Annotated in this window: 25 protein-coding genes; 17 read left to right on the forward strand and 8 right to left on the reverse strand. The window is 68.6% G+C overall.

Annotated features, from left to right (window positions below):
* Positions 1-36: 36 nt before the first annotated feature.
* The gene (gene leuB, locus MFF55_RS02115) at positions 37-1,146 is read right to left on the reverse strand and encodes a 3-isopropylmalate dehydrogenase (protein WP_238242425.1); all 1,110 of its coding nucleotides are present in this window, start codon (positions 1,144-1,146) and stop codon (positions 37-39) included.
* Positions 1,147-1,236: 90 nt separating this feature from the next.
* On the reverse strand, positions 1,237-2,199 hold the full coding sequence (locus tag MFF55_RS02120; RefSeq protein WP_238242426.1) for a polyprenyl synthetase family protein: 963 nt from the start codon (positions 2,197-2,199) through the stop codon (positions 1,237-1,239).
* A gap of 159 nt (positions 2,200-2,358) precedes the next feature.
* On the opposite strand from MFF55_RS02120, the gene mtgA reads away from it, so the two are divergent.
* Both mtgA and MFF55_RS02130 read left to right on the forward strand, forming a co-directional pair.
* Positions 2,359-2,994, forward strand: coding sequence for a monofunctional biosynthetic peptidoglycan transglycosylase (gene mtgA, locus MFF55_RS02125; protein ID WP_238242524.1), 636 nt, complete (start codon positions 2,359-2,361; stop codon positions 2,992-2,994).
* 48 nt (positions 2,995-3,042) lie between these two features.
* On the forward strand, positions 3,043-3,708 hold the full coding sequence (locus MFF55_RS02130) for a hypothetical protein (RefSeq protein ID WP_238242427.1): 666 nt from the start codon (positions 3,043-3,045) through the stop codon (positions 3,706-3,708).
* A gap of 193 nt (positions 3,709-3,901) precedes the next feature.
* On the opposite strand, the gene MFF55_RS02135 is transcribed toward MFF55_RS02130, so the two are convergent.
* Entirely contained in the window at positions 3,902-5,329 is a 1,428-nt protein-coding gene (locus MFF55_RS02135; protein WP_238242428.1) for a DEAD/DEAH box helicase family protein, read from the reverse strand.
* 163 nt (positions 5,330-5,492) lie between these two features.
* Here MFF55_RS02135 and MFF55_RS02140 point away from each other — a divergent pair, with 163 nt between their 5' ends.
* Entirely contained in the window at positions 5,493-5,939 is a 447-nt protein-coding gene (locus MFF55_RS02140) for a Crp/Fnr family transcriptional regulator (protein WP_238242429.1), read from the forward strand.
* Between the two features lie 4 nt (positions 5,940-5,943).
* Here the strand turns inward: MFF55_RS02140 and MFF55_RS02145 are convergent, their stop codons facing one another.
* Entirely contained in the window at positions 5,944-6,387 is a 444-nt protein-coding gene (locus MFF55_RS02145) for a VOC family protein (protein WP_238242525.1), read from the reverse strand.
* Between the two features lie 209 nt (positions 6,388-6,596).
* Here MFF55_RS02145 and MFF55_RS02150 point away from each other — a divergent pair, with 209 nt between their 5' ends.
* The gene (locus MFF55_RS02150; RefSeq protein ID WP_238242430.1) at positions 6,597-7,238 is read left to right on the forward strand and encodes a L,D-transpeptidase; all 642 of its coding nucleotides are present in this window, start codon (positions 6,597-6,599) and stop codon (positions 7,236-7,238) included.
* Positions 7,239-7,274: 36 nt separating this feature from the next.
* Here the strand turns inward: MFF55_RS02150 and MFF55_RS02155 are convergent, their stop codons facing one another.
* Both MFF55_RS02155 and MFF55_RS02160 read right to left on the reverse strand, forming a co-directional pair.
* Positions 7,275-8,192, reverse strand: a complete 918-nt coding sequence (locus MFF55_RS02155; RefSeq protein WP_238242431.1) for a manganese catalase family protein — start codon at positions 8,190-8,192, stop codon at positions 7,275-7,277.
* 161 nt (positions 8,193-8,353) lie between these two features.
* Positions 8,354-8,863, reverse strand: a complete 510-nt coding sequence (locus MFF55_RS02160) for a YciE/YciF ferroxidase family protein (RefSeq protein ID WP_238242526.1) — start codon at positions 8,861-8,863, stop codon at positions 8,354-8,356.
* A 240-nt stretch (positions 8,864-9,103) separates the two neighbouring features.
* On the opposite strand from MFF55_RS02160, the gene MFF55_RS02165 reads away from it, so the two are divergent.
* Complete coding sequence (locus MFF55_RS02165; protein WP_238242432.1) at positions 9,104-9,256, forward strand: DUF3096 domain-containing protein; 153 nt, start codon at positions 9,104-9,106, stop codon at positions 9,254-9,256.
* Positions 9,257-9,419: 163 nt separating this feature from the next.
* Positions 9,420-12,086: a pyruvate, phosphate dikinase gene (ppdK, locus tag MFF55_RS02170; protein WP_238242527.1), complete on the forward strand. Its 2,667-nt coding sequence runs from the start codon at positions 9,420-9,422 to the stop codon at positions 12,084-12,086.
* 16 nt (positions 12,087-12,102) lie between these two features.
* Here ppdK and MFF55_RS02175 read toward each other — a convergent pair whose 3' ends face one another.
* A complete protein-coding gene (locus tag MFF55_RS02175; protein ID WP_238242433.1) occupies positions 12,103-13,935 on the reverse strand; it encodes a putative bifunctional diguanylate cyclase/phosphodiesterase in 1,833 nt (610 codons plus the stop codon).
* A gap of 405 nt (positions 13,936-14,340) precedes the next feature.
* Here MFF55_RS02175 and MFF55_RS02180 point away from each other — a divergent pair, with 405 nt between their 5' ends.
* The 5 genes from MFF55_RS02180 (at position 14,341) to greA (ending at position 18,046) form a co-directional block, all read left to right on the forward strand.
* The gene (locus MFF55_RS02180; protein WP_238242434.1) at positions 14,341-14,595 is read left to right on the forward strand and encodes a hypothetical protein; all 255 of its coding nucleotides are present in this window, start codon (positions 14,341-14,343) and stop codon (positions 14,593-14,595) included.
* Between the two features lie 134 nt (positions 14,596-14,729).
* On the forward strand, positions 14,730-15,641 hold the full coding sequence (locus MFF55_RS02185; RefSeq protein WP_238242435.1) for a cell wall hydrolase: 912 nt from the start codon (positions 14,730-14,732) through the stop codon (positions 15,639-15,641).
* 206 nt (positions 15,642-15,847) lie between these two features.
* Entirely contained in the window at positions 15,848-16,441 is a 594-nt protein-coding gene (locus tag MFF55_RS02190) for a hypothetical protein (RefSeq protein WP_238242436.1), read from the forward strand.
* A gap of 101 nt (positions 16,442-16,542) precedes the next feature.
* Entirely contained in the window at positions 16,543-17,529 is a 987-nt protein-coding gene (gene acuI / locus MFF55_RS02195; RefSeq protein WP_238242437.1) for an acrylyl-CoA reductase (NADPH), read from the forward strand.
* Positions 17,530-17,566: 37 nt separating this feature from the next.
* A complete protein-coding gene (gene greA, locus MFF55_RS02200) occupies positions 17,567-18,046 on the forward strand; it encodes a transcription elongation factor GreA (RefSeq protein WP_238242438.1) in 480 nt (159 codons plus the stop codon).
* A gap of 143 nt (positions 18,047-18,189) precedes the next feature.
* Here greA and MFF55_RS02205 read toward each other — a convergent pair whose 3' ends face one another.
* Complete coding sequence (locus MFF55_RS02205) at positions 18,190-19,173, reverse strand: L-threonylcarbamoyladenylate synthase (RefSeq protein ID WP_238242439.1); 984 nt, start codon at positions 19,171-19,173, stop codon at positions 18,190-18,192.
* A 156-nt stretch (positions 19,174-19,329) separates the two neighbouring features.
* Here MFF55_RS02205 and MFF55_RS02210 point away from each other — a divergent pair, with 156 nt between their 5' ends.
* The 6 genes from MFF55_RS02210 (at position 19,330) to MFF55_RS02235 (ending at position 25,544) form a co-directional block, all read left to right on the forward strand.
* Positions 19,330-21,093: an acyl-CoA dehydrogenase family protein gene (locus MFF55_RS02210; protein WP_238242440.1), complete on the forward strand. Its 1,764-nt coding sequence runs from the start codon at positions 19,330-19,332 to the stop codon at positions 21,091-21,093.
* 174 nt (positions 21,094-21,267) lie between these two features.
* Positions 21,268-22,038 (forward strand): enoyl-CoA hydratase-related protein, encoded by a 771-nt coding sequence (locus MFF55_RS02215; RefSeq protein ID WP_238242441.1) that lies wholly within the window; start codon positions 21,268-21,270, stop codon positions 22,036-22,038.
* A 32-nt stretch (positions 22,039-22,070) separates the two neighbouring features.
* The gene (locus tag MFF55_RS02220) at positions 22,071-22,877 is read left to right on the forward strand and encodes an SDR family NAD(P)-dependent oxidoreductase (protein ID WP_238242528.1); all 807 of its coding nucleotides are present in this window, start codon (positions 22,071-22,073) and stop codon (positions 22,875-22,877) included.
* Positions 22,878-22,887: 10 nt separating this feature from the next.
* A complete protein-coding gene (locus tag MFF55_RS02225; RefSeq protein WP_238242442.1) occupies positions 22,888-23,748 on the forward strand; it encodes an SDR family oxidoreductase in 861 nt (286 codons plus the stop codon).
* Positions 23,749-23,774: 26 nt separating this feature from the next.
* On the forward strand, positions 23,775-24,779 hold the full coding sequence (locus MFF55_RS02230) for a magnesium transporter CorA family protein (RefSeq protein ID WP_238242443.1): 1,005 nt from the start codon (positions 23,775-23,777) through the stop codon (positions 24,777-24,779).
* The gene (locus MFF55_RS02235; protein WP_238242444.1) at positions 24,780-25,544 is read left to right on the forward strand and encodes an SOS response-associated peptidase; all 765 of its coding nucleotides are present in this window, start codon (positions 24,780-24,782) and stop codon (positions 25,542-25,544) included. It begins immediately after the preceding gene.
* Position 25,545: the final 1 nt, after the last annotated feature.

The following is a 25,545-nucleotide window of genomic DNA, read 5'->3' on the forward strand; positions in this document are numbered from 1 at the left end:
CCTCTTCGCGTTCTCAGGGCCTGCGTTGCGGAAAGCTCAGACGATGCGGGCCGCGAGCGCCGCGACGATCACGTCGCCCATGGCGGCGGTCCCCACGGCCTGCGCGCCCGGCGCCGCGATGTCGCGGGTCCGGGCGCCGCCGGCGAACGCGTCCTTGATCGCCCCGTCGAGTAGGTCGGCCGCCTCGCCGAGGCCGAAGGAGTAGCGCAGCGCCATCGCCAGCGAGCCGATCATCGCCAGCGGATTGGCGAGATCTTGGCACGCGATGTCGGGCGCCGAGCCGTGCACGGGCTCGTAGAGCGCCTTGCGGCTGCCCTTGGCATCGACGGCGCCGAGGGAGGCCGAGGGCAGCATGCCCAGCGACCCCGTCAGCATGGCGGCCACGTCGGAGAGCACGTCCCCAAACAGGTTGTCGGTGACGAGCACGTCGAACTGCTTGGGCCTGCGCACGAGCTGCATGGCGCAATTGTCGGCGAGCACGTGCTCGAGCTCGAGCTCGGCGTAGTGCGCGGCATGGACGGCCGTCACGACCTCCTTCCAGAGCACGCCCGACTTCATCACGTTGTGCTTCTCGGCCGAGGCCACGCGGCCGGAGCGCTTGCGGGCGAGGTCGAACGCGACATGCGCGATCCGCTCGATCTCGCCCGTCGTGTAGACCTGCGTGTCGACGGCCCGCTTCGTGCCGTCGGGCAGGACAGTGATCTCCTTGGGCGCGCCGAAATAGACGCCGCCTGTCAGCTCGCGGACGATCATGATGTCGAGACCCTCGACGAGCTCCCGCTTCAGGGCCGAGGCGTCCGCGAGGGCCGGGTAGCAGATGGCGGGCCGCAGATTCGCGAACAGCCCGAGGTCCTTGCGCAGCCGCAGGAGACCGGCCTCGGGCCGGTTGTCGTAGGCGACGCCGTTCCATTTTGGCCCGCCGACGGCACCGAGCAGGATCGCGTCGGCCGCGTCCGCGCGCGCCAGCGCCGCGTCCGTCAGGGGCACGCCATGCGCGTCGATGCTGGCGCCGCCGACGAGGTCGGTCTCGGTCTCGAAGCGGGCGATCCCGGCCCGGCCGAGCGCGTCGAGCACCTTCGACACCTGCGCCATCACTTCGGGACCGATGCCGTCGCCGGGCAGGAGGAGGAGGTTGTAGGTGGTCATGGAGTTACTGAGCCCATCTCGACAATCGGGTAGTGGCGTCCGGCCTGTCGCCTCGCGCTTCCCTCCCCGCAAGGGGGAGGAGAGATCGCCTCACACCTTACGCGCCACGGTGAACCGCGCCGCCTCGCGAAGCGTCTCGGCCTTTCCGCCCCAGGCCGCGACGGCCTCCTCGCAGAGGCCGACGAGACGGTCGCATTCGGCCCGCGCCCCGTCGAGGCCGAGCCGGTCGACGAGGGTCGCCTTTCCGGCGTCCTTGTCCTTGCCCGTCGCCTTGCCCATCGCCTCGGGCGAGGCCTCGCGGTCGAGGATGTCGTCGGCGATCTGGAAGGCCTGGCCGAGCGCGAGGCCGTAGCGCTGCAGGGCCGCCCGCTGATCCGCCGTCGCGCCACCGACGAGGGCGCCGGCATCGACCGAGAAGGCGAGGATCGCTCCCGTCTTCATGGCCTGGAGCCGGAGGGTGTCGTCGACGTCGAGGGAGACGGGGCCGAAGCGCCCCTCCGCGCCGAGGTCGAGGATCTGGCCGCCGACCATGCCGCCGAGCCCTGAGGATCGGGCGAGGCCGAGCACGAGGTCGGCGCGGATCGCGGGGTCGGGCTGCCAGGCGCGATCGGCCAGGATCTCGAAGGCCAGCGTCTGAAGCGCGTCGCCGACGAGGATGGCGGTCGCCTCGTCATAGGCCTTATGGACGGTCGGCTTGCCGCGGCGCAGGTCGTCGTCATCCATCGCCGGCATGTCGTCGTGGACGAGGGAGTAGCAATGGACGAGCTCGATCGCCGAACCGGCCGCGAGAGCGCCGGATTCCGAGCCGCCGAGCATGCGGGCGGTCTCGACGGCGAGGAAGGGGCGTAGCCGCTTGCCGCCGCCTAGCACGGCGTGGCGCATGGCCTCCATCAGGCGCTGAGGCCGCGCGATCTCGCCGGGCTGGACCTCGTCGCTCAGGCGCTCGGCCAGGAAGGCCTCGACGGCGTCCGCCACGGCTGCAAGTCTGTGGGAAAATGCATCATCGCCGGCGGGCACCTTGACCGGAGCGTGCGTTCCTTGCGTTGAGGTCATCGTCAATGGCGCCTTCGGGCTTGTCGGATCACGTGGGAGGGCGGCATTCAGGAGGCGCAGGAGGACGCCGCACCCCTCGCCAGGCGCGGGCCGCATGCGCTGAAGCCCCCCGGGCGACCGCGCCGAGGCTGGGGCGTGCGGCGGGTCGTGAGCCTGATCATGCTCCTGCCCGTCATCGCCCTCGCCCTCACGCTTGCCCTGGCGCTCGTCTATAGCGCGCTGACCCCGCCCTCAACCCTGATGCTCGGCCGATGGTTGACGCTGCAGCCCGTGGCACGCAGCGCGGTAGGGTTCGAGGCGGTGTCGCCCTTCCTCGTCCAGGCCGTCATCGCCTCGGAGGACCAGCGCTACTGCCTGCATAACGGCGTCGACTGGGACGCCCTGCGTGAGGTCGTCGACGACGAGGAGGGGCCGAGCCGAGGCGCCTCGACCATCACCATGCAGACGGTGAAGAACGTTTTTCTCTGGCCCGGCCGCTCGTTCCTGCGCAAGGCGCTGGAGATTCCGCTCGCCGTCGCGGCCGACGCGGTCTGGGGCAAGCGCCGCACCATGGAGATCTACCTCAACGTCGCCGAATGGGGGGAGGGCGTGTTCGGGGCGGAGGCCGCGTCCCGGCACTGGTTCGGCAAATCCGCGCGCGACCTGACCCGTGGCGAGGCGGCGCTGCTGGCGGCCACCCTGCCGAATCCGATCGCCCGCAGCGCCGGAAAACCCTCGCGCGGCGTGAAGGCGCTGGCCGGCCGCATCCAGTCCAGGATGGGCGGCGTCTCCGGCCTGATGGGCTGCATGCGCTGAGGCTTCGTGCCATAGAGCCCCCGCGATGGATGGGGCAGGGCGCAAGGCATGGACGACGCGAGAACCTTTGAACTCACGCTGGAGCGGATCGCGCTCATCCGCCGGATGGTGATTGCCTGGAACGGCACCGAGGTCGGGGCGCCGATCGTCCACCCGGACGCCCCCTACGGCAGCAGCGACCGGGACGGCGACATCTTCAACGTCACCGGCGACGACGAGGGCGCGGACGAGGAGCACCGGGCGCTGGGCGATGCGCTGGCCTTGTTCCTGCAGAACGCCACGCTGAAGCCGGGTCGCTACGCCTACCACAACACCCTGGCGAAGCTCCCGGAGAGCGACGTCTTCGATGTCTTCCGCGACGAGGAGACGGGGGTCACGCCCGAGCACATCACCTTCGACGTGACCGACGAGCACCTGAGGCTGATTCCCCATCTCAGCCTCACCTGGGACGACGAGTACGAGGTTCCGGGCGTCGATCCGAAGCGGCCCTACGGCCACATGACCTGGCACACGGTCGAGATGGCGGTCCATTTGGGCGAGCCTCCGGACAAGGATGCGGAGGGCCGCGCCATCATGTCGGAAGAGTTCGAGCTTCGCCTGCGAAACCTGCATCGCGAGATGCAGCCGGCGCTCCAGATCTTCCTGCGCTACGCCGATCTCGGGCCCGGCGCGTTCCGGCAGCCGGCGGGGAGCGCTGGCTGGGAGCCGGTTTGACGAGTGAGAGCTGCCCGCTTTCACACCTAACCTTGTCATTCCGGGGCTGCGAAGCAGAGCCCGGAACCCACAACCGCTGACGGTCTCCCAGCCTGCCACGGCGGCGGCTCTGGATTCCGGGCTCGCCTGCGGCGACCCGGAATGACATCGAGGGCGGCCCAACGGCGAGGATCATCGCCGCCGATGCGTGTCGTTACCCTGCCTCCGGCGTCTCCGCGATGATCGCGGAGATCGCGTCCAGCAGCGTGGTGTCCTCGCCCGCCATGGCATCCATCGAAGCCATCCGGCGCAGTACCGTCGCGGTGATCGCCTCCTCGACCGTCGCCTCCGCGAAGGCGAAGTAGATCGTGGCCGCCTCGCCGTCGCGGTGGCAGCGCCCTTCGATCTGCGCGAGCTGGATGGCGCTGTGGCGCATGTCGTGGATCACGAGGGCGCGCGGGCGCTCGCCGCCGGGCATCTCGTTCCGGTGGAGCGAGATCGACTCGCTCACCGTGAACACCACGACGTCGAGGCCGCCGGTCTGGAAGGCGATCCGCGTCGCCTCGTTTTCCTCACCGCTGCGGATTCCGTCGATCCGGCCCGCGCGCCAGCCGCGGCGCTCGAAGGTTTCGACGAGGGCGGTCGCCGTCTCGAGGAACGCCACCGAGACCGCGATCTGGAGCCCGTCGTCGAGGAGCGTCTCGGCGAAGTCGGCCGTACCCGCAACCCGGAGCAGGCTCGCCTTCTGCCGGAATCGGAGGTCCGCCGCCCAGCCGGTGGGGCGTCGGGTGCTGCCGCCGGCCAGACCCCATTCCCGCCGGAACTCCCGCCAGGTCGCGTCGTAGAGCCGCCGCTCGTCCCGCGAGAGCGCGGTGGGCGCGAGTTCGCGCAGCACCTCGGGCCATCCGGCGATGTCGGCAGGCCTGCGCCTCATGCCGATTGCCCGCTCGCCCTTGTAGAGGAGGTCGGCCATCACCGCGCAGTCGCGCGCGTTCGCGGTCCAAGACCAGTTCGTCCAACGGCCCCTGGCACGTCCGATGCCGAGGCGCTTCATCAGTTCGCGGAACTCGGCCAGGGTCCCTGCCGGCGTCCCGGCGGCGTGGCCGAGCAGCGCGCCGAGATAGGACAGCTCGTGGGGCGCCTGGCCGGCCGTCGCGCTCATGTAGATGGTGAAGGCCGCGCCATCCGCGATCTGCCGGCAGACGAGGCTCTGCTGCGCGTAAGGGTTTCGCAGGCGGTGGCTCTCGTCGAAGACGACGAGGGCGAAGGCGCGCTTCGGACGGCCGTGGCGGGCCAGCTCGTTGTTCTTCGCCCGCGTCGAGCGTCGGCTGCTGGCGGGCGGCGGCGCCATCAGGGACTTTGTGCGCTCGTAGTTGACGAGGGTCACGGACTTCGCCGCCAGCCCGGACAGCGCGATCGTCCGGCGCCATTGCGGCATCGCACCCTTGGGGCAGACGATGAGCACCTCCTGCTCCGGCATCGCGGCCAGCGGGGCCCAGACGGAGAGCGTCTTGCCCAGCCCCGTCATGTCGCCGATGAGAAAGCCCGGCCGTCCGGCGGCACGGGCCGCGAGGATCGCCCGGCAGGCCTCGACCTGATGCGGGCGCGGGATCATCGGCGGAGGCATGGCGACGGCGTTCATCGGGATCGGAGCTACTCTCGTGGTCGTCGGCGCTGGCTCGCGCGGATCTGCGGCTCTCGCCATCGCCTGAACCGGAGGATGACGGAAGTGCGGGACTGGACAACCGGCCCGCAACCCGCATGGATGCGGCGCGATCCCCCCGGGGGCGCGTGCGGAGCCCGTCATGACCCTCGATACCGAGGTTTCCTCCCTCCGGCAGGTCCCCCTGTTTCGGGGGGTCGAGCCCGCCCGCCTGAAGCTCCTCGCCTTCACGAGCGAGCGCGTTCACTTCGAGGCCGAGCAGCCCTTCTTCGCCCGAGGTGATGCGGCGGATGCCGCCTACCTGATCCTGGAGGGCGCCGCCGCCGTGACCATCGACGGCCCGGCGGGGCCGTTCCGGCTCGCCCTGCTCGGCGCGAACGCCCTGGTCGGGGAGATGGGCATCCTGGCCGACCAGCCGCGCTCGGCCACGGTCACGGCCGAGGTCGCGACGACGGCCCTGCGTATCGACCGGGCCGTGTTCCTCGAACTGCTCGCGCAGTTCCCGCCGATCGCCATCGCGGTGATGCGCGAACTCGCGCTTCGCCTGGAACAGACGAACCAGCAGCTCGCGGCGCAGCGGCGCGACTGAGGCGTCACGGCTCCGGGTAGGTGATGAACTCGATCACCGATCCGTCCGGATCGCGGAAATAGACGCTGAGCCCCGCTCCGGCCGCGCCCTGCCGCTCGACCGGGCCGAGCTCGACCTCCACGCCGTGAGCGGCGAGATGTGCCACCGCGCCCTCGATCGGTCCCGACCAGCGGAAGCAGAGATCGCTGCCGCCCGGCATGACGGGTTTTCGGGCCAGCGGCTCGACGGTCTTGCCGGGACCGTGCACGTTCAGCTGCACGCCGCCGAAACGGTAGGCCACGCCGGCGCCGACCGGGATCACCTCGGCGCCGATGACGTCGCGATAGAAGGCCGTCGCGCGGTCCCAGTCGGAGACGTGGATCACGCAATGGTCGAGGTGGACCGCCGGACCGAGCTGCGCCAGCGTCGCCTCCACCTCGGCGACGGGCAATGTCTCGGTGTCGGCCACCGGTGTATCGACCATGGCTCCGCTCCGTCTCCCGCCAAGGTACCGAAATAGGGCGGAAGCATCGCCGCAGCGAGGCGGGACCGTGACGATTGCCGCGGGCCCGCGGATGCCTTGAGCCCCTTCTGCGGCCCAAAGGTCACAGCCGATCGGGTCGCGAAACGCTACTCAAAGCCATGTTCCGTCGCCTCAAGAATGCCCGCGGTATCCCCATGACGACCCGCCGTCTTCTCATCGGCCTCCTCGCCATCGCCCCCCTCGCGGCCTGCCAGACCCACCAACCGATGGTCGCGGCCGTCGACGACGAGTCGGCCTGGTACATCGGCACGATGCCGGACAAGCCGCACGACGTGCCGCTCGTCGACACGAACCGGCTCGACGCGAAATATCGTCGTCAGGTGGTCCGCTACACGGGGCCGGAGCGGCCCGGCACCATCGTCGTCGACATCGACGACCGCCAGCTCCGGCTCGTCCAGAACGACGGCACGGCCGTGCAATACGGCGTCGGCGTCGGCAAGCTCGGCTTCTCGTGGAAGGGCCAAGCCACGGTCGGCCGAAAGGGCGTCTGGCCGGATTGGCGGCCGACCACGACGATGGTCTCGCTCAACCGTGACCTGCCGCGACTGCGGGAGGGCGGCGTCGACAATCCGCTCGGCGCCCGTGCCCTCTACCTGCACCAGGGCGGGAGGGACATCCTGTTCCGGATCCACGGGACCAACGAGCCCTGGAGCATCGGCGAGCAGATGTCGTCCGGCTGCATCCGCATGCTGAACGAGGATATCGTCGATCTCTACGAACGCGTGCCCGTGGGAACGACCGTTCTCGTGAAGCGCAACGGTCGCTATCGGGTCTGAGCCGGCGGCGCGCAGGGCACCGCCGGCGCGATCGCCTCAGCGCGACTTCTGGTAGAGCTTCGAGGCGATCTCGAACATCTCCTCGGGCGCGTATTCCGGCGCGAAGGCGGGGGCCATGCCCTGCAGATCCGGAACCCGGCCGCCATCGGGAGCGCCCTCGACCACCTCGAGTTCGCCGGGCGGATCACCGGGCAGCGCCATCTCGCCATTGCCCCAGATGCCGGCCATCTCTTTATAATCGCTCGGTGAATTGGTGTAGAGGATGCGGTGCTTGCCCTCGCCGAGGTACTTCCGGCACTCCGGAATCTTGTCGAGGTTGATGTTGGGGGTGGGCAGCATCTTCTCGATCTCGACGCCCGTGAGCTTCTTCAGCACCAGAGCGTAGGCGTGGGCATGGACCGAGCCGCGCACCAGGAGATAACCGCAGACCTCGCGGCCGACCGCCTCGGTCATCGTCTCGTAGGTCCGCAGCTTGTGCACGCGGGCGCCGCACTCGAGATGGAAGTTGAAGAGCATGTCCATGATGACGTTGCCCGTCGACGTGACGTAGCTGCCGTTCCACGGAATCCCGTTGCTGTCGGTCGGGAAGCCGCCGCCGCCGCGTGAGATGAAGGCTGCGGCATCGCGCATGTTCTTCATGTCCTCGAAGGGAGCCTTCGAGATATCGGCACCGCCCGTCTCGTCGCCGTCCGGACCGTTGTTGAGCATCGCGACGCCCGTCGTCACCAGCTCGACGTGGCCGAGCTCCTCGGCGGTGATGCTCGCAACCACATTGTAGATCGAGCGAAGCTTTGCCTTGCTGCGGAAGTTAAAACTCTGAAACATATAGTTATTCAGAGTCGACATCTCACCGTATTTTCCGCCGAGAAGTTCCTGAAGCGCGGAGCCCGCGTTCGGATCTTGCTTCTTTGGCATGGGAAGTTCGGTCAGAAGCTTATCTGTGCGAAGGAACATCGGGACTTTCCTCGTGAGCCGCGAGTGGACTCCGCGACCAATCTTTTCGGGAAGGCGTTGTTCCTGGTAATCGCCCGGCTAAAACACCTGCTTTCAGGTCGAGCGGCGGAGCGGGCGGCCCTCGGCAGCCCGCTCCGCGTGTCGGGTGAGGGGCTTAGCGCTCAGGCGGCCTTGCCGCCGGCACCGCCCTTCACGTTTATGCGCTCGGCGATCTTGCTGAGAAGCGCGTCGGTGCGCTTCTCCTCCTGAAGGGTCTCGTCGAGGAGCTTGGCCGCGTCGGCGTAGCCGAGTTGACCCGCCCAGGTCTTCAGGGTGCCGTAGCGGGCGATCTCGTAGTGCTCCACCGCCTGCGCGCAGCCGACGAGGACCGCGTCGGCGGCGGGAGTCTCGCCGAAATCCTCGAGATCCTCTTCCATCTCCGCGGTCAGCCCCTGCATCGCCTCGCAGGTCTTGCCGCGGGCGGTCTTGCCGATGATCTCGAAGACCTGCTGCAGGCGCTCGACCTGATGCGCGCTTTCCTCGGCATGGGTCTCGAAGGCCTGACGCAACTCGTCGGATTCGGCGGCCTTCGCCGATTTCTTGAGCGCCTTCACCGATTGCCGCTCGGCGTAATAGACGTCCTTCAGGGTCTCGTGGAAGGCGTCGTGAAGCGTCTTTTCCTTGGCCATGATCGCTCTCCTTCGGTGTCAGGTCGAACGCGCACCGCGGCTCGATCGGATGTCCCTGCGGGCTGCTCTCCGGGCGTCGGCCAGCCGGTGCGCCGTCGGGGATCGAACCGGCCCTGCCGCGCGAAGTTCCGGTCTGCCGCCAGAGTCCTGTGGAAGGGCATTCGAGGCGGCGTCGGGCCGGATCGGCTGTTGCAAGCGGCGCCGCCAGGCGCGACAGGGAGCCTCCTTCGACAGAGGCACGTCATGACCATCACGCTCTCAAGCCTTCAGCCGATCATCGCGCTCGCCGCCGGCGTGCTCATCCTGATCATGCCCCGCCTGCTCAATTACATCGTCGCGTTCTACCTCATCGCCGTCGGGCTGATTGGCCTGGGCGTGTTCCGCGCCCTATCTTGAAGCTCGGCTGCCGGCGATCAGGTGCCGACGGCCGAAGGTGAGGGGCGTCGCACCTTTTGATTGCGCGGCCATGTTCATCTTGCGTTGCAACATGACATGATCCAAGCCGCGCCTGGAGAGCTGTGACGCTCGCATCTCTCGTTAGAAAAGCGGACGGACGATGATGGCGAAGTGGGTCTATTCCTTCGGTGACGGCAAGGCCGAGGGCCAGTCGTCGATGCGCAACCTTCTCGGTGGCAAGGGCGCCAACCTGGCCGAGATGTCCAATCTCGGCCTGCCCGTCCCGCCGGGCTTCACCATCACGACCGAAGTCTGCACCTGGTACTACGATCATGGCCGCCAATACCCGGCGGAGCTGAAGGCCGAGGTGCAGGCCGCCCTCGACGCCGTCGGCGCGCTCACGGGCCGGGGCTTCGGCGACGCGGCGAATCCGCTGCTCGTCTCGGTCCGCTCCGGTGCCCGCGCCTCGATGCCCGGCATGATGGACACCGTGCTGAACCTCGGCCTCAACGACGTGACCGTGGAGGCGCTCGCCAAGGGCGCGGGAGATCCGCGCTTCGCCTACGATTCCTACCGCCGCTTCATCACCATGTACTCGAACGTGGTGCTCGGCGTGGAGCACCACGCCTTCGAGGAGGCGCTGGAGCACTACAAGGAAGCTCGCGGCGTCAGCCTCGATACCGAGCTCGGCGCCGAGGATTGGAAGACCCTCGTCGCGACCTACAAGAAGATCGTCCGCGACGAGCACGGCTCGGACTTCCCGCAAGACCCGGAGGATCAGCTCTGGGGCGCGATCGGCGCCGTGTTCAATTCCTGGATGATCCCGCGAGCCAAGAAGTACCGCGAGCTCAACAACATTCCCGAGAGCTGGGGCACGGCGGTGAACGTCCAGGCCATGGTGTTCGGCAACATGGGCGACACCTCCGCCACCGGCGTCGCCTTCACCCGCAACCCCTCGACCGGCGAGCGGGCGCTCTACGGCGAGTTCCTGATCAACGCGCAGGGCGAGGATGTCGTCGCTGGCATCCGCACGCCGCAGGACATCACCGAGAAGGCGCGGATCGAGGCCAAGTCCGACAAGCCCTCGATGGAGCGGGCGATGCCCGAATCCTACGCCGAGCTGGTGCGGATCTACGGGCTCCTCGAGACCCATTACCGCGACATGCAGGACATGGAGTTCACCATCGAGAATGGGAAACTCTGGATGCTCCAGACCCGCAACGGCAAGCGCACCGCGAAGGCGGCGCTGCGCATCGCCGTCGATCTCGCGGCCGAGTGCCTGATCACCCAGGAGGAGGCGATCGGCCGGATCGAGCCCGCCGCCCTCGACCAGCTGCTGCATCCGACCATCGATCCCAAGGCCGAGCGAAAGGTCATCGCCTCCGGCCTGCCCGCCTCGCCGGGCGCCGCGACGGGTGAGATCGTGTTCAACTCGGAGGATGCCGAGGCCGCCCGCAAGGCCGAGCGCAAGTGCATCCTCGTGCGCGTCGAGACCTCGCCGGAGGACATCCACGGCATGCACGCCTCGGAGGGCATTCTGACGACCCGCGGCGGGATGACGAGCCACGCGGCCGTCGTCGCACGCGGCATGGGCAAGCCCTGCGTCTCGGGCGCCGGCACGGTCCGGGTCGACTACAAGGCGCGCACGCTCACGGTCGCGGGCACCGTGCTCAAGGCCGGCGACAAGATCACCATCGACGGCTCGACGGGCCAGGTCCTGCTCGGCGAGGTCGCGATGCTGGAGCCGTCGCTGTCGGGCGAGTTCGCCACCCTGATGGGCTGGGCGGACAAGGTCCGCACCATGAAGATCCGCGCCAATGCCGACACGCCGACCGATGCTCGCGCCGCGCGCAACTTCGGTGCCGAAGGCATCGGGCTGTGCCGCACCGAGCACATGTTCTTCGAGGGCGACCGCATCCTGGCCGTCCGCGAGATGATCCTCGCCGACGATGCCGAGGGCCGGCGCGCGGCGCTCGCCAAGATCCTGCCGTACCAGCGCCAGGACTTCGTGGAGCTGTTCACGATCATGTCCGGCCTGCCGGTGACGATCCGCCTGCTCGACCCGCCGCTGCACGAGTTCCTGCCCCATACCGACGAGGAGGTGCAGGACGTCGCGCGGAGCACCGGCGTCTCCGAGGAGAAGCTGCGCCGGCGGATGACCGAGCTGCACGAGTTCAATCCGATGCTCGGCTTCCGCGGCTGCCGCCTGGCCATCGCCTTCCCCGAGATCGCCGAGATGCAGGCGCGCGCGATCTTTGAGGCCGCCGTGAAGGCCGCCAAGGATACGGGCGCTCCGGTGACGCCGGAGGTCATGGTGCCCCTCGTCTTCACCAAAATGGAATTCGACCTCGTCAAGGCGAGCATCGACGCCATGGCGAAGGCGGTGACCGAGGAGACCGGCAGCACGGTCGACTATCAGGTCGGCACCATGATCGAGCTGCCGCGTGCCGCGCTGCGGGCCGGCGACATCGCCGAGACGGCGGAGTTCTTCTCCTTCGGCACCAACGACCTGACGCAGACCGCGCTCGGCATCTCGCGCGACGACGCGGCGACCTTCCTCGGCCCCTACACGCAGCGGGGCATCCTGTCGGCCGACCCGTTCATCTCGATCGATCAGGAAGGCGTCGGCGAACTGGTGCGGATCGGCGTCGAGCGGGGCAGGGCGGTACGACCCGACATCAAGCTTGGCATCTGCGGCGAGCACGGCGGCGATCCGGCCTCGATCGAGTTCTGCCAGTCCGTGGGGCTCGATTACGTCTCCTGCTCGCCCTACCGCGTGCCGATCGCGCGGCTCGCCGCGGCTCAGGCCGCCCTGGCCAAGAAGGCCTGAGGGCGACAGGCGGCGATCAGGAGGACAGGCGCCGGAGCGCGTAGTGAGCGTGCTCCGACGCGACGTTCGTCCCCCGCGCTTCGATCCAGGTGTCGAGATCGCGCCGCGGCATCGGCCGGGCGAGGTGGTAGCCCTGTGCGATATGGCAGCCGTAGCGGGTGAGCAGCAGGGCGTCGTCCATGCTCTCGACGCCCTCCGCGACGACCTCGAGGCCGAGCGCCCGGCCGATGCCCAGAATGGCCTGGACGAGGACGCGGTTGCCCTCCTGTACGGCCATGTTCGTGACGAAGCTGCGATCGATCTTGATCCGCTCGACGTGGAGCGCGCGCAGCGAAGCCAGGGAGGAATAGCCGGCCTTGAAATCGTCGATGGCAATCCGCAGGCCGAGCGCGGACACGGCGTTGATCTCCCGCGTCGCGCTCTCGCCGGCGAGCGCGGCCTCCTCGGTGATCTCGATCTCCAGCGACCGGGCGGACACGCCGAACGCGACCAGACGCTCGGCGATCCGCTCGGCCAGGGGATAGGACCCGAGTTCCTGGGGAGAGACGTTGACGGCGACGGTCACGTCCGGATGGCCCTGCGATTGCAGGTCCCTGATCAGGCGACAGGCTTCCGAGACCACGTGGAGGGTGAGGGCTTCCGACTGACGCGTCGAGACCGCGGCGGCCACGATGTCGGGCGGTGCGATCCATCCATGGCGCTCGTGCTTCCAGCGGATCAGCAGCTCGACCCCGACGATGCTGCGATCCGACAGCGACAGCTGCGGCTGGCACCAAGCCTCGATCTCGCCCTCGGCCAGCGCATTCGCGAGGTCGAGTTCGATGTCGCGGCGGATCGCGACGGCGTGCTGAAGCGAGCTGTCGAACCGGTAGAAGCGCTGCCGGCCGCCCGCTTTCGCCGCGTAGAGTGCAAGATCGGCCCTCAGCATGAGATCCTGCGTGGTCCTGCCATGATCAGGAAAACAGGCGATGCCGATGCTGACCCCGATGCTGGCGCTGCGCCCGCCGATCATCAGCGGGCGGGTGACGCGATCGAGGATGCGGCTGGCGACCTCTTCGGGCGGCGTGCCGTCATCAATCAAGATCGCGAACTCGTCACCCCCAAGCCGACTCGCAAGCGCATCCTCGCCCACGGCCTCGCGCAGCCGGTCCGCCACCTGAACGAGCAGGTCGTCGCCGGAGCCGTGGCCCAGCGTGTCGTTGACGAGCTTGAAATTGTCGAGGTCGAGCAGAAGGAGGGCGCCGCGGCGGTCGTTCACCTCGCCCAGGCGATCGGCGATGCCTTGGGAGAAGGCCGTGCGGTTCGACAGGCCGGTCAAGGCGTCCTGGCTGGCAAGAATGCCCAGCATCTCAGCCTTCGCCTCGATCTCGGCCTTGGCGCGGGACAAGGCGGCGGCAAGCGCCGTGGCCGCATGCTTGGTCCGGCTGCCCTCGCAGAAGGTCCGCTCGGCGAGCAGCGCGGACCGCGCCAGCATGAGGGTGAAGAACACGGTGACGACGGCGAAGAGCAGGCTCATCGAATCGCCGATGAGGAGGCGCCCGGCTGCCGTGGACATGAGGATCGGCAGGGCGAAGGCCATCGAGGTCAGGGCATGTGTCGGTGACAGCGCGACGGCGCCCGCAGCCAAGCCGCTCAGCACGAAGAGGAGGATGCTGGGATGCTCGGAATTGATCGCGTCGCACAGCATCGGGAGCGCGGCCCATGTCAGCCCGGCGAACGCGGCGCCCGCGGCGGTGAGGGTGAGCGCAAGGTCCGGGCGATCCTCCACGACGCCGGCCTCAACCGCGTGTCGGAGAACGAGGTAGCGGCGGAGACTGACGAGGACGAGAACCAAGAGCCAGCCGCTCACGATCGCAGCAGGGAGCAGGCTTGCCAGTATCGGTGTTGTCACCGCCGCGACCACGACATTGGAGGGCAGCGCCGACTTCAGTTGGGACCGTACGGTCGCGACGGACTGATCACGTCGTACTTGACGATCGACGTCTCCGGACGACCCAGGCTGGGGTTGCTCGATCTTCATGCGTCCATGCGTTCGAAAACAGCATCAAAATAAACATAGAGCAATAAAGGAAGCATGAAGCCGAATGCGCATTGGCGGCATCCGAGCCTCTGGTGTTGGACAAAAAAGCCGGTGCAGAAAAATTCAGGGCCGGGCTGAACCGATGCCGAGGCCACACGTTAGGTGCTAGGGAGATCCCGCGACGCTTGCTCGCGTGGAACCTGCGAGCGGCATCATCGAGCGGGTATGGCGGCCATGAGCGACCTAAGCCAGACTCCGTTCTTCTCCATCACGGCAACAGCAAATCCCGGTGTTCCGAAGGTCGCGGAGCAGGCCTATCTCGGGCTCGTCGCCAGTCTCGGTGGCCTCGTCGCGGCGGCACTCTTGATCTTCGCGGTCGCCACGCAGAGCGCCGCCGATGCCGAACGCATTGCTGGGGCCGAATCGGGAAGCGTGACGACGCTGGTCGCAGCCTTTGCCGCGACGCACGGAAGGCCGGGCGGGCGATAAGCCTCCGATCACGACCCGATTATTCGGTTCGTTTAACCCGGCTTCAACCTTACGCGACGAAAACTGGAATGTGACCTGTCGGCCACCGCGACGCGGAGGAGGGCGATAGGCGACATCCTGGGGCGAGTCGGGTCGTGCGTACGAGACGGGTTCGAAGGAAGTCCGGTCTGCGCTGGCTCAGCCAGGCCGTTGCGCCCTGGGCTACGGCGATCGGGGTTCTCGTCTCGCTGACGGCCAATGCCGGGACCCACCCACCAGCCACCCTGACGTCTCAGGCGTGGTCCGTTGCCCGAGCCACCGCGCCTCTACCCCTCCCGCCGCTGGCGAACGGCTCCACCCCGCGGGCGGAGCGCCACGAGCCGAGTTCGGGTATGGAAGGGGAGGCTGAGGCCGGCTTGGTCCCCGCATCGCCCAGGGACACGATCACGACATCCGACGGTTCGACCCCCGCCGTTCCTCGCGCCGTGGCGCTCTCCTCGACCACGCCGGCGCCCGCCGACGCGACGCCGATCGAGGTCGCCGCTGCCAGCCTCTTCATCCCGGGCTTCTCGCCCAAGCCGGACCGCAGGGATGAAGCGCGCCCCGAGCCCCTGGCGGATACGCGCCGTCATTACGCCGACCTCATCAATCCGGACGCCATGGACCGCGAGCAGCGCTGCCTTGCCGAGGCCGTCTATTTCGAGGCGCGTAGCGAGCCGGAGGACGGGCAGGCCGCCGTCGCGCAGGTCGTGCTCAACCGCGTGAAAAGCGGGCTTTATCCAACCAACGTATGCGGCGTCGTCTACCAGAACCGGCACCGCTACATGGGTTGTCAGTTCTCCTTCGCCTGCGAGGGCAAGTCCCTGCGCATCACCGACGGCCCGTCGTGGCAGACCGCCACCCGCATCGCCAGCGCCGTGATCGAGGGCCGGACCTACCTGAGCGAGGTCGGGGGCGCCACGCACTACCATGCGGATTACGTCAAGCCGGGCTGGTCGCGGCGCCTGACGCGGAAGGACGTGATCGGTCGACACATCTTCTACCAGCTCAAGCGCGGGCAGACGTAAGCGCCCCGCTGCAGCCGTTCTTACGACTTCCTGAAAATGAATACCTAAGCACTTCACTGCTTAAGTGGTTTAAGCATAGGGTTAATTTTACCCTAATCTGCAATAGAGCTTGCACCTCGAGCAACTTCGCGGCCTCTACTACGTCGAGATCAGCGCCAGCACGCGGCGCGTTCGTCGTAATCGCGTTTCAGCCCGAGGAAGTCGCCATGGCCGCACCGGTCGCCCGTCTCACCATTCTCTCGGCCGCCCTGGCCGGCAGCCTGCTCGCCTCGGCCGCGCAGGCCGGCGGCTGCGGTGGCAAGGAGTGCTACCGTCACGTCTCGACGCCGCCCGTCTACGGCTCGGTCTCCGAGCGGGTCCTGGTCCGCCCGGCCACGACGGTCTATCGCCACACGCCGCCGGTCTACGACACCGTCTCGGAGCGCGTCCTCGTTTCACCAGGCGGCCGGGTCTGGCAGACCAAGCGCGACCATCACGGCCAGCTCGTAGGCTGCTGGGTGAACATCCCGCCGCAATATTCCGTGCGGCACCGCCGCGTGCTCGTCGAGCCGGGTCGTGCGATCCCGGAGGTCGTTCCCGCGGAGTATGCCAGCGTTCGGCGGCGCGTGCTCGTCGAGCCGGCCCGTGCAGGCTGGGTGCCTGCCGGCCACCACCATGCCGGCGGATACAGCGGGCGCTACGCCAGCTACGACGAGGGCATCGGTTCAATTCCCGATGCGGTGGGCATCACGGGTGCGAGTTCATTCGACATCGGAGTCGGCCTCGGCTTCTACAAGGGCAGCATCTACGACGGCTACTGAGCTCCGATCGGGGATTAGTCCGGCTCCGGACCGAGGAGGTTCGGAGCCGTCTTGATTCGCAGGCTTCGCGCCACACCTCCCCCGGACGCGGGGAGGTACCGATGCCAACGTTCAAGGCCTGGGTGATCGAGAAGGCCGAGGCGGGCCAGTCGCTCAGCTTCCACGACTTCGACGAGGCCGATCTAATGGACGGCGACGTCACGGTCCGGGTCACTCATTCGGGCCTGAATTACAAGGACGGGCTCGCCATGACCGGCCACTCGCCGGTCGTGCGCCGCTTCCCGATGATTCCGGGCATCGACTTCTCGGGAGTCGTAGAGGCCTCCGACCACCCTGAGTACCGCCCCGGCGATACCGTGGTTCTGACCGGCTGGGGCGTCGGCGAGACGCATCTCGGCGCCTACGCCGAGAAGGCGAGGGTGAAGGGCGACTGGCTGGTGCCGCTGCCGGAGGGCCTGAGCCCGGCCCAAGCCATGGCGATCGGTACCGCGGGCTACACGGCCATGTTGTGCCTGATGGCGCTTGAGCATCACGGCGTCACCCCCAAGGACGGGCCGGCTATCGTCACGGGCGCCTCGGGCGGCGTCGGCTCGGTGGCGGTGGCGCTGCTGGCGCGCGCCGGCTGGCACGTGCTGGCTTCCACAGGACGCGCCGACGAGGAGGACTACCTGAAATCGCTCGGCGCCGCCGAGATCGTCGACCGGGCTCAACTCTCGGAGTCGGGCAAACCGCTTGCCAAGGAACGCTGGGCAGCCGGGATCGATGCAGTCGGCTCCACGACGCTCGCGAACCTCCTCGCCGCGACGAAGGCCGATGGGGCGATCGCGGCCTGCGGACTCGCGCAGGGGATGGATCTGCCGAGTTCCGTCGCGCCCTTCATCCTCCGCGGTGTCTCGCTCCTAGGGATCAACAGCGTGACGACCCCGGGCAGGAAGCGGCGCGAGGCCTGGGCGAGGCTCGCCAGCGAGCTCGACCTCGACAAGCTTGCTGCGATGACGACGACGGTCAGCCTTCTCGAGGTCGGTGGCCTTGGGGAGCGCATCCTGGCCGGCGGTACGCGGGGTCGGACGGTGGTTCAGGTGGCCTGAGTCGGAACCTGCTCCAAAATCCGGCATTCGTTCACCTATGAGCCAAGCCTTCGTTCGCGAGCGGGAGGGCGGAGAGGTTTTCGAGGACCTCCCCGATCGTCCCATCTCACCTCACACCAACTTCGTCACACCCGAGGGCCTTGCGCAGATCGAGGCCGAGGTCGCGCGCCTCCAGGCGGAGGCAGCGTCCCTTAATCCGGAGGCCAAGGCGGACACCGCACGCGTCTCGCGGGACCTGCGCTACTGGACCAACCGCCTGGGCACCGCCCAGCGCGTCGATCCGATCGAGGGTGAAGCCGTGTATTTCGGTTCGAACGTGACGATCGAACGAGAGGACGGGAGCCGGCAGACCTTCCGCATCGTCGGAGAGGATGAGGCGGAGCCGAGTGCCGGCTCGATCTCATATGTCTCACCGATGGCGCAGGCGCTCACCGGAAGGAGCCGCGGCGACACCGTCGAGGTCAACGGCCACGAGATCGAGATTGTGGCGGTCGAGGCGAGCCGCCCGGCGGCCTGACGTCGAGGCCTGCCGCGCGCAAGAAAAAAGGCCCGGATCACTCCGAGCCTTTGAAGGAAAAAGGCCATTGGGGGCTGAACTGGCCTTCGTGATGGATCAACGGGCCAGCGCCGGCGTAAGTTCCCCGGCTTTTCCAAAAAATTTTAGCGCGGCGCCGCGGCCCTGCGAAGGCGGTCGTTGATAGCCTCCCCGAGCCCCGATCCCGGGACGGGCGCGACCGCGATGACCGAGGCGCCGGAGGCGTCGAGACGGTGCAGACCGGCGAACAGGCGGGCGGCGGCCTCGACCAGATCGCCGGAGGGGCTCAGATTGAAGTGAGCCCGAGCCTCGCTCACGCCGCTCGCATCCGCCGGGCCGAAGAGGAGCGCCGCCTCGCCGGGTTCGATCCGTGTCGCGTTCAGGCGAATCGCGGCGCGGGGCGCGTAATGGGATGCGAGCAGTCCCGGCCCGACGGGCCGCTCCGAATTGTCGGCTTCGTCCGGGGCGGCGCCGAGCACGCGCGCAAGATCCTCGCGCGTTACCCCGCCGGGTCGGAGCAACCGGACCCGGCCGTCGAAACAGGCGACGACCGTCGATTCGAGACCCACGCGGGTTGTGCCACCGTCGAGTATTGCCGCGATACGCCCATCAAGGTCCGCGAGCACGTGCTCCGCGGTCGTCGGGCTGACCCGCCCGGAGCGGTTGGCCGAGGGCGCTGCGATCGGGCGGTTCGCCCGCGAAAGGATCTCACGGGCGATCGGATGGTCGGGCACGCGCAGGGCGACGCTCTGAAGTCCCGCGCGTGCGAAGTCGCAGACGGAACCATCGGACGAGGCCGGTACGACGAGCGTCAGAGGGCCGGGCCAGAAAGCCTCGGCGAGGCGCTCGGCCGCGGCGTTCAGCACGCCCTCGCGTCTCACTGCCGCGAGATCCGGCAGGTGCGAGATCAAGGGGTTAAAGCGCGGCCTTTCCTTGGCGGCGAAGATCTTTGCGACCGAGACCGGGTCTGTGGCGTCGGCTCCGAGCCCGTAGACGGTCTCCGTCGGAAATGCGACGACCCCGCCGGCGCCCACCAAGCGCGCAGCCTCCGCAATTCCCGCCGCATCCGCGTTCAGCCTCGCCGTGGGGATTGACCCGAGATGGTTCATATATAAACTATCTCTCGTCGTGACGGGCCCTGCGGCCGGTCCTATTTACGCTCGCATCCGCCGCGCTCCGGCCTCGCGCCGATCCGGCGCGGGCGTCATACACCGGCCCAGACCAACACCGAAGCGTCGCCTGAGACGACGCGGGAGGAATCATCGATGTCCTATCGTGCGCCCGTGGCCGAGATGGCCTTCGCGCTCCGCCACGTCGCCGGGCTCGATCAAGCGATCGCATCGGGCGCCCTCGGCGATCTCACGATCGAGGACGCGGAGGCGATCCTTCACGAGGCCGGCCGCGTCGCTGATTCGGTGATCGCGCCGCTGAACAAGGTCGGGGACCGGCACGGCACGCCTTTGCACGACGGGGTCGTCACGACGCCGCCGGGCTGGAAGGCGGCCTACCGAACCTGGATCGAGGGCGGCTGGAACGGGCTCAGCGCGGAACCGGACTATGGCGGCCAGGGCCTTCCGCTCCTTATCAATGCCGCCTGCAACGAGATGTGGAACGCGGCAAGCATCGCCTTCGGCCTCTGCCCGCTCCTGACCGCCGGCGCCATCGAGGCCTTGACCGCTCACGGCTCCGAGGAGCTGAAGGCGCGCTACCTGGGAAAGCTGGTCTCCGGCGAATGGACCGCGACCATGAACCTGACGGAGCCGCAGGCCGGCTCCGACCTCTCGCTGCTGCGCAGCCGCGCCGAGCCTGCGGGCGACGGCTCATACCGGATCACCGGCTCGAAGATCTACATCACCTACGGCGAGCATGATCTCACGGACAACATCGTCCATCTCGTCCTGGCGAGACTGAAGGACGCGCCGGCAGGCACGCGGGGCATCTCGCTGTTCCTGGTGCCGAAGTTCCTGCCGGACGGCAGCCGCAACGACCTGCGCTGCTCCGGCATCGAGCACAAGCTCGGCATCCACGGGTCGCCGACCTGCTCGATGGCCTTCGGCGACCATGGCGGCGCCACGGGCTGGCTGATCGGTGAGGAGAACCGGGGCCTGGCCTGCATGTTCACGATGATGAACTCGGCCCGCCTGAATGTCGGTCTGCAGGGCGTCGGCATCGCCGAGCGGGCCTACCAGCAGGCGCTGACCTATGCCCGCGATCGGCGCCAGGGGCGGACCACCGGTGCCGAGACGACGAGCCCGATCGTCGAGCATGCCGACGTCCAGCGCATGCTGCTCACCATGAAGGCCTACACGGCCGCCGCGCGCGGCATTTGCTACGTCACCGCAGAGGGGCTCGACGCCGCGCACGGCCCGGAGGGCAAGGCCGGGAACGATCGCGCCTCGCTGCTCACGCCCGTCGCCAAGGCCTTCGCGACCGACATCGCCAACGAGGTCACCTCGCTCGGCGTCCAGGTCCACGGCGGCATGGGCTTCGTCGAGGAGACGGGCGCCGCCCAGCACATGCGCGACGCACGCATCCTCGCGATCTACGAGGGCACCAACGGCATCCAGGCGATCGACCTCGTCACGCGCAAGCTGCCGCTGAACGGCGGCGCCACAGTCCAAGCCCAGATCGCATCGATGCGTCGGGCTGTCGAAGGTGTCCTGAAGGACGCCGCGCCGGCCTTCGGCCACACGGCCGCCCGCCTGCGCGCCGCGATCGAGAGCCTCGACCGGGCGACGAGCTTCCAGCTCAAGGCGCTGGGCTCGAACCGCCCGGACGCGGCGCTCGCCGGGGCGACCCCCTACCTGCGGCTGTTCGGGCTTGCCCAGGGCGGCGCCTGCCTCGCCCGCGCAGCCCTGGCCTCGAGCGCCGCGCTCAAGGCAGGCGAGACCGACCCGGCCCATGCCGCCCGGATCGCCCTGGCGCGGTTCTACGCCGAGAATCTGCTCGTCGCGGCGGGCGGACTGGAGGAGAGCGTGATCGACGGCGGCGCCTTCACGGAAGGCGCCGCGCTGGCGCTGGCGAGCTGATCGCCGACCAGCGGCGACACGAACGCGGCTCAAGTAAGCGCGACTCTCTCCTCCCCCTTGTGGGGAGGAGTGGGAGGTGGGGGTGGCTGGGCGACCCTGCTGCGGAGGCTAGCGGAACCATCCCCACCCCGGACCCCTCCCCACAAGGGGGAGGGGAAGAACGGCGAGGAAACGATGAGCGAGCACGTCACGATCGAAGATCTCGCCGGCGGTGTGAGGCTCATCGGCTTCGCGCGCCCTGAGAAGAAGAACGCGCTGACCGGCGCCATGTACGATTCCATGCGCGAGGCGCTCACGGGCGCGGACGGGTCCGATGCCGTCGGTGCCATCGTCTTCGCCGGCACGCCGGGCATCTTCACGGCCGGTAACGACATCGCGGATTTCGCCGCGGGTGCCGCCAAGCCCTTTACCGATGCGCCGGCCCTGCACTTCATCCGTCAGCTCGCGCGCACGAAGACGCCGATGGTCGCGGCCGTGGACGGCATCGCGGTCGGCATCGGCACGACGCTGACGCTTCATTGCGACCTCGTCTATGCGAGTCCCGCTGCCCGCTTCCGGATGCCGTTCGTGGAGCTCGGCCTCGTGCCCGAGGCGGCGTCCTCCTATCTGCTTCCGCGCCGGGTCGGCCTCGCCAAGGCAACCGAGATGCTGCTCCTCTCGGAGACCTTCGACGCCGACGAGGCGGTACGGCTCGGTCTCGCCAACGCCGTGATCCCGGCCGAGATGCTGGTCGAGCACGCCGTGGCCAAGGCCGCGAGGCTCGCCGCCCTCCCGCGCGGCGCCGTCGCAGCCTCGCGCGCGCTGATCCGAGGTGACCAGGAGGCGATCGAGGCGGCGCTCGAAGCCGAGGCCGTGGCCTTCGAGAAGCGCTTGCGTTCTGCCGAGGCGCAGGCGGCCTTCATGAGCTTCCTGAGCCGCGGCGCGAAGCCCGGCACGGCCGCGTGACCGCGCCGAACCTCGCCGGCAAGGTCTGCCTCGTGGCCGGCGCCTCGCGGGGCGTCGGCCGGGGGATCGCGCGGGGCCTAGGCGAAGCCGGCGCCACCGTGATCGTCACCGCCCGTTCGAGCGAGACGGGTCCGCGCACCGAGAGCCGGCCGGAGACGATCGAGGATACCGCGCGCGCGGTCGACGCCGCCGGAGGCGAGGGTCACCACTACATCTGCGACCACACCAGCGAGCGGGCGGTCGACACCCTCGTACACTGGGCGCTGCGGCGCTTCGGGCGGATCGACGTCGCAGTCTCGAGCGTCTGGGGCGGAAACGAGGGCTACGACGGCACCCGCTATCCCGACGGCGCGGAATGGGGCACGCCCTTCTGGCGACGCTCCGCCGAGCCCTTCGCAGGCTTCCTCGGCGTCGGCCCCTATGCCGGTCTGCTGCTCGCCCGGGCCGTGGCGCCCGCGATGGTCTCGGCGCGCCAGGGGCTCCTCGCCTTCGTCTCCTTCGACACGGGCGGTTACCTCGGCGACATCTACTACGACCTCGCCAAGGCGGCGACGAACCGGCTGGCGCTGGCCTGTGCCGAGGAGCTGCGCCCGCACGGCGTCACCGCGCTCGCCCTCTCGCCGGGCTATGTCCGCACGGAGCGCGTCCGCGACGCCGGCCAGGAGTCACTCGCCACGGAGAGCCCGCTTTATGCCGGCCGCGCAATGGCGGCGCTCGCCGCCGACCCGGCCGTGACGGCGCGCGCCGGCCACATCCTGCACGCAGGCGACCTCGCCGCGCAGTACGGCTTCACGGATTCGGACGGCACAAGGCCCGGCCGCTTCCAGCTCGGATCTTGAGGAGGACACCATGACTGGATCGCTGAAGGGCAAGACCCTGTTCATTACCGGCGCCTCGCGCGGAATCGGCCTGGCGATCGGCCTGCGCGCTGCCCGTGACGGGGCCAACGTCGCCATCGCCGCGAAGACCGACACGCCGCACCCGAAGCTCGAAGGAACGATCCACACGGCCGCTGCAGCGATCGAGGCGGCGGGCGGGCGCGCCCTGCCGCTCCTCGTCGACGTCCGCGAGGAGGAGAGTGTCGTCTCCGCGATCGAGCGCACCGCGAGCACCTTCGGCGGCATCGACATCGTCGTGAACAACGCCAGTGCCATCTCGCTGACGCCGACGCCGCTGACCGAGATGAAGCGCTTCGACCTGATGCACCAGATCAACACGCGCGGCACCTACATGGTCTCCAAATACGCGATGCCCCATCTCGCCAGGTCGGAGAACCCGCACATCCTGATGCTGTCGCCGCCCCTCGACATGCAGGAGAAGTGGTTCGCGCCCCACCTCGCCTACACCATGGCAAAGTTCGGCATGTCGCTGTGCGTGCTCGGGCTGGCCGGGGAGCTCCGGAAGAAGGGCATCGCCGTCAACGCGCTGTGGCCGCGCACCACCATCGCCACCGCGGCCGTCCAGAACCTGCTGGGCGGCGAGGCGCTGATGCAGGCGAGCCGGACGCCCGAGATCATCGCCGACGCGGCGCATGCCCTGTTCCTGAAGCCGTCGCGGGAGATCACCGGCCGCTTCCTCATCGACGACACCTTCCTCGCCGAGCAGGGTGTCACGGACTTCACACAATACCGCGTCACACCCGGAATTCCTCTTGCGCCGGACTTCTTCGTGCCGGATGCGAGCGAACCGCCTCCGGGTGCTCTCGATTGAGAGCGGCCCATTCCTGAGAGCTGCCCTTGATCTTCACCCATCATCCGGTTTCCGAAACAGGGAGCGTCGTTCTCGAACGCCGCTCCCTCGAACTCCAGGATACGATCCACGACGATACGCTCTGGCTCGACATGGTCCGCCCCACCCGCGAAGAGGATCTCAAGGTGGAGGCCTTCCTCGGGATCACGGTGCCGACCCGTGAGGAGATGAAGGACATCGAGCCGTCCGAACTCCTCTACGTGGAGGACGGCGCCCGCTACATGACGGGCCGGGTGCTCTCGAAGGTCAGCGATTCCGAGGAGCCGGGGCTGGCTGGCATCACCTTCATCCTGAAGGGCAACCGCCTCGTCACGGTGCGCTACGAGGAGCCGCAGGCCTTCCGTATGTACACGCTGCGGGCGGGCCGCGCGACGGGCAACGGACCGGCCGCCGCGCCCTCCGGCGAGACCATCCTGGCGGGGCTCATCGAGACGGTAATCGACCGCGCGGCGGACGTGCTCCAGCTCCAGGGCGAGCGCATCGACAGACTCTCGGGCAAGATCTTCGAGGTGAAGGAGGATCCGAGCGCCCGCAACACGGCCCTGCAGGACACGCTGCGCGCGCTCGGCCGCCACGGCGACCTCATCTCGAAACAGCGCGAGAGCCTCGTCTCCATGGAGCGCATCCTGCTCTCGCTCTCGGCGACCTACCGGACGGCCAAGGCGCCCCGCGAGCTGCGCGAGGACGTGCGCTCGACCCTGCGCGACCTCCAGTCGCTCGAGGAGCACGCCACCTTCCTGTCCTCGAAGATCCAGTTCCTGCTCGACGCGACGCTCGGTCTCGTCAACCTGGAGCAGAACAACATCATCAAGCTGTTCTCGGTCATGGCGGTGGTGTTCATGCCGCCGACGCTGATCGCCTCGCTCTACGGCATGAACTTCAAGGCGATGCCGGAGCTCGAATGGCAGTACGGCTATCCGATGGCCGTGGTCATGATGATCGTGGCCGCGGTGCTGCCCTACGTGTTCTTCCGTTGGAAGAAGTGGCTGTAGATGTGCGGCCGCTTCTTCATCAGGCAGGCGCCCCACCTCTTCCGGGAGTTCTCCGGCTATGCCGAGCGCCCGAACTTCCCGCCGCGCTACAACGTGGCACCGACGCAGCCCGTGCCGGTGGTGTTCGCGGATGGTGGCGAACGGCATTTCCGGCTGATGCGCTGGGGGTTCTGGCCGAGCTGGCTCAAGGACCCGAAGGACTTTCCTCTCGTCATCAACGCGCGGGTCGAGACCGTCCAAGAGAAGCCGACCTTCCGCGGCGCGCTGCGCCACCGCCGCTGCGTCTTCCTCGCCGACGGCTTCTACGAATGGCGCCGCGAGGGCACGGGCCGGGCGGCGAAGCGGACGCCCTTCATGATCCGCCGCACCGACGGCGCGCCCATGGCGCTCGCCGGCCTCTGGGAGAATTGGCTCGGCGCCGACGGCTCCGAGATCGACACGGCGGCCATCGTCACGACGGGCGCCAACGGCGTGCTGGCCGGCGTCCACGACCGAATGCCGGCAATCCTCTCACCGGAAGCTGTGGATCGATGGCTGGACGTCCGCGGCGTCGAGCCGGGCCCGGCTGCCGCCCTCTGCCGGCCCTGTCCGGAGGATTGGCTCGCCATCGATCCCGTCAGCGCACGGGTCAACGACGTGCGCAACGACGATGCGGACCTGATCGAGCCCCTCGGCCAGCCCCAGCCCGCGGCGCCAATCCGCCGCCAGCCGCCGGAGGATGCGCCGCGGTCGAGCGACGAGGATGCGCAGGGCATGTTGTTCTGAA

Source organism: Methylobacterium iners, assembly GCF_022179305.1.
Taxonomy (GTDB): Bacteria; Pseudomonadota; Alphaproteobacteria; order Rhizobiales; family Beijerinckiaceae; genus Methylobacterium; species Methylobacterium iners.

Excerpts from the sequence above, each read along its gene's own strand:
- MFF55_RS02140 (WP_238242429.1), top strand. The coding sequence starts at position 5,493 with ATGACCCTCGATACCGAGGTTTCCTCCCTCCGGCAGGTCCCCCTGTTT.
- leuB (WP_238242425.1), bottom strand. The coding sequence starts at position 1,146 with ATGACCACCTACAACCTCCTCCTCCTGCCCGGCGACGGCATCGGTCCC.
- MFF55_RS02225 (WP_238242442.1), top strand. The coding sequence starts at position 22,888 with ATGACTGGATCGCTGAAGGGCAAGACCCTGTTCATTACCGGCGCCTCG.
- MFF55_RS02150 (WP_238242430.1), top strand. The coding sequence starts at position 6,597 with ATGACGACCCGCCGTCTTCTCATCGGCCTCCTCGCCATCGCCCCCCTC.
- MFF55_RS02205 (WP_238242439.1), bottom strand. The coding sequence starts at position 19,173 with ATGAACCATCTCGGGTCAATCCCCACGGCGAGGCTGAACGCGGATGCG.
- ppdK (WP_238242527.1), top strand. The coding sequence starts at position 9,420 with ATGGCGAAGTGGGTCTATTCCTTCGGTGACGGCAAGGCCGAGGGCCAG.
- acuI (WP_238242437.1), top strand. The coding sequence starts at position 16,543 with ATGCCAACGTTCAAGGCCTGGGTGATCGAGAAGGCCGAGGCGGGCCAG.
- MFF55_RS02210 (WP_238242440.1), top strand. The coding sequence starts at position 19,330 with ATGTCCTATCGTGCGCCCGTGGCCGAGATGGCCTTCGCGCTCCGCCAC.
- MFF55_RS02120 (WP_238242426.1), bottom strand. The coding sequence starts at position 2,199 with ATGACCTCAACGCAAGGAACGCACGCTCCGGTCAAGGTGCCCGCCGGC.
- greA (WP_238242438.1), top strand. The coding sequence starts at position 17,567 with ATGAGCCAAGCCTTCGTTCGCGAGCGGGAGGGCGGAGAGGTTTTCGAG.
- mtgA (WP_238242524.1), top strand. The coding sequence starts at position 2,359 with ATGCTCCTGCCCGTCATCGCCCTCGCCCTCACGCTTGCCCTGGCGCTC.
- MFF55_RS02215 (WP_238242441.1), top strand. The coding sequence starts at position 21,268 with ATGAGCGAGCACGTCACGATCGAAGATCTCGCCGGCGGTGTGAGGCTC.
- MFF55_RS02135 (WP_238242428.1), bottom strand. The coding sequence starts at position 5,329 with ATGAACGCCGTCGCCATGCCTCCGCCGATGATCCCGCGCCCGCATCAG.
- MFF55_RS02190 (WP_238242436.1), top strand. The coding sequence starts at position 15,848 with ATGGCCGCACCGGTCGCCCGTCTCACCATTCTCTCGGCCGCCCTGGCC.
- MFF55_RS02130 (WP_238242427.1), top strand. The coding sequence starts at position 3,043 with ATGGACGACGCGAGAACCTTTGAACTCACGCTGGAGCGGATCGCGCTC.
- MFF55_RS02235 (WP_238242444.1), top strand. The coding sequence starts at position 24,780 with ATGTGCGGCCGCTTCTTCATCAGGCAGGCGCCCCACCTCTTCCGGGAG.
- MFF55_RS02165 (WP_238242432.1), top strand. The coding sequence starts at position 9,104 with ATGACCATCACGCTCTCAAGCCTTCAGCCGATCATCGCGCTCGCCGCC.
- MFF55_RS02180 (WP_238242434.1), top strand. The coding sequence starts at position 14,341 with ATGAGCGACCTAAGCCAGACTCCGTTCTTCTCCATCACGGCAACAGCA.
- MFF55_RS02155 (WP_238242431.1), bottom strand. The coding sequence starts at position 8,192 with ATGTTCCTTCGCACAGATAAGCTTCTGACCGAACTTCCCATGCCAAAG.